The sequence below is a fragment of the Mesorhizobium sp. M1D.F.Ca.ET.231.01.1.1 genome (genome assembly GCF_003999155.2).
Classification (GTDB): Bacteria; Pseudomonadota; Alphaproteobacteria; order Rhizobiales; family Rhizobiaceae; genus Mesorhizobium.
Map to the genome: position 1 here is coordinate 1 of NZ_RZOZ02000127.1, position 352 is coordinate 352.

Here is a 352-nt window from a genome sequence, read left to right on the forward strand (position 1 = left end):
CTGGGACGGCCTGACCGCCAGCGCCGATGCACCGACCGCCGCGGCACAAAGGCTGGCGCAGAAGAACCGGCTTGCCGAACTCGATGCCGAAGCGGTGCAGGCGACGCTCGTCCTGCGCCAGGCCGAGGAGGCGCTGGCACAGGCCGAGCAGGCCCTCCGCCAGGCAAGCGAAGCGGAGCGGACCACGCGCCAGGCCGGACGCGAGGCCCAGCATCGGCTGGATGCCGCCCGCAATGCGCTGGCCGAGGCCGAAAAGGCCGGCGGTGAACTGTCGAGCCGCCGTGCCGCGCTGGACGAGGCGCGTGCCCGCATAGTCGACAGCCACGAGGAGACGTCGGCGGCTTTCGTCGAG

1 pseudogene is annotated in these 352 nt (G+C 72.7%); it reads left to right on the forward strand.

The window, feature by feature from the left end:
- Positions 1–352, forward strand: a pseudogene (locus EN874_RS32610) (chromosome segregation protein SMC); the annotation flags it as partial.